Source organism: Methylobacterium sp. WL103 (assembly GCF_008039885.1).
Taxonomy (GTDB): Bacteria; Pseudomonadota; Alphaproteobacteria; order Rhizobiales; family Beijerinckiaceae; genus Methylobacterium; species Methylobacterium cerastii.
Genome location: NZ_VRUX01000733.1, coordinates 1 through 1831, shown reverse-complemented (window position 1 = coordinate 1831; position 1831 = coordinate 1). Strand labels below are relative to the sequence as shown.

General features: G+C 65.9%; 4 protein-coding genes. All 4 read left to right on the top strand.

Going from position 1 to position 1831, the window contains the following annotated elements:
* Nucleotides 1–31: 31 nt before the first annotated feature.
* Nucleotides 32–808: a nucleotidyltransferase family protein gene (locus FV222_RS24825; RefSeq protein WP_147764627.1), complete on the top strand. Its 777-nt coding sequence runs from the start codon at nucleotides 32–34 to the stop codon at nucleotides 806–808.
* Nucleotides 809–894: 86 nt separating this feature from the next.
* Nucleotides 895–1185, top strand: a complete 291-nt coding sequence (locus FV222_RS24820; protein ID WP_147764626.1) for a hypothetical protein — start codon at nucleotides 895–897, stop codon at nucleotides 1183–1185.
* Nucleotides 1186–1653: a PIN domain-containing protein gene (locus tag FV222_RS24815; protein ID WP_147764625.1), complete on the top strand. Its 468-nt coding sequence runs from the start codon at nucleotides 1186–1188 to the stop codon at nucleotides 1651–1653. It abuts the gene before it with no gap.
* A partial coding sequence (locus FV222_RS24810) for a hypothetical protein (protein ID WP_147815890.1) occupies nucleotides 1643–1831 on the top strand: 189 nt, incomplete at its 3' end. The genes FV222_RS24815 and FV222_RS24810, both read left to right, overlap by 11 nt.

Sequence of the window (1831 nt, the reverse complement as noted above, 5' to 3'; positions counted from 1 at the left end):
CCCTCCGACCCCTCCTTCGCGAGCCCCGCGCATGAGCGACACCCCCGCCTCGCCGCCGACCGCGCAAGCGCCGATCACGCGATCCCCGATAAATTGCGCTTTCGTCCTCGCCGCGGGCCTGGGCAAGCGCATGCGCCCGGTCACCGCCACCGTGCCGAAGCCCCTGGTGGAGGTCGCCGGCAAGGCGCTGATCGACCACGCCCTCGACCGGGCGGCGGAAGGCGGCATCGAGACCGCGGTGGTCAACGTGCACTACCTGCCGGACCTGATCGAGGGTCACCTGGCCAAGCGGGGCGGCCTGCCGAAGGTCGTCGTCTCCGACGAACGCGCGGCGCTGCTCGAGACCGGCGGCGGCGTGAAGAAGGCGCTGGACCTCGTCGGCGCCGATCCGTTCGTGGTGTTCAACTCGGATTCGTTCTGGCTGGAAGGCCCGACCCCGAACCTCGCCCGGCTCATCGAGGCCTGGGACGCGGCGCGCATGGACATCCTGCTCCTGGTGGCGCCGACCACCACCAGCCTCGGCTACGAGGGCGCCGGCGACTTCGTGATGGCCGCCGACGGCCGCCTCGCGCGGCGGGGCGAGCGCCGGATCGCGCCCTTCATCTACGCGGGCGTCGCGGTCTTGAAGCCGGAGCTGTTCGCCGACACGCCGGACGGCGCCTTCTCGCTCAACCTGCTGTTCGACCGCGCGATCGCGGCGAGCCGCCTCTCGGGCCTCCGCCTGGACGGGCAATGGCTCCACGTCGGAACACCGGACGCGATCCGCGCCGCCGAGGAGCGGGTGCGGGCCAGTGCGCAAGGCGCCTAACGGCACGAGCCTTCCCGAAGCGGGAGGCGTTGTAGAACGGAAGATGAACGTCTAGTCTTGTCCTACTTGATTCGACGGAGGGGAAGATGGATGTGAAGGAGGCGATCGTCAAAGCAAAAGGTTACGTCGCCGACATGTTTCAAGACGAGGGCGTCGTCAACATTGGGCTCGAAGAGATTCGGCTGGACGACGAAGACCACAACTGGCTGATCACGGTCGGGTTTTCTCGTGTTGCCAAAGGTCACGCCGCGGCAGGTCGCGCGCTTGAAAACGTGATCGGCCCGAATCCGAATTTGCCGCGCACGTACAAGGTTGTGAAGCTTCACAAGCACGACGGCGATTTCATTTCGATCACCAATCGCTCGCTCGAAAACTGAATGCGTCGCGTACTGGCCATCGATACGAACCTTCTCGTCCTCCTGATAGTCGGTACAGCATCGCCATCGTTCATCGGGCGACACAAGCGAACGCAGACCTACACGGTGGAGGATTTCCAGCTTCTCCTCAGCCTGATCGCCGCCGCCGAATCCTGCCTCTTCACGCCTCACGTGCTTGCGGAGACGTCCAATCTCGTTCGCCAATTCGGAAAGCCGGGTCTGACGGACATCCTCAACGTCTTCTGCGGGATGGTCGAACGCACGCGCGAGGTTCAGGTGCGCGGCCTGGAAGCGGTGCGGCGACCTGAATTTGCCTATCTGGGTCTCACGGATGCCGGCCTTCTGACCGTCGATGCGGGCGACGTGACGCTGCTGACCGACGATTTCGATCTGTATCGTGCAAGCCTGTCTGCCGGACGAAGACCGATCAACTTCTCTCATCAGCGTGAGGTCTGGCTTGGCGTCTGATCGGCACATCGAAGCCCCATCCCACGTCTTCACCATCACCCGCGGCGCGCCGTTCCTGCCGACGCTGGTCGACGCGTTGCTCGACGGGCGCCTCGTCGGCGACCTCGGGGGCGACCCGCTGGCGCTGGCCGCCGTGACGATCTACCTGCCGACGCCGGGGGTGGCGAAGGAGCTGGCC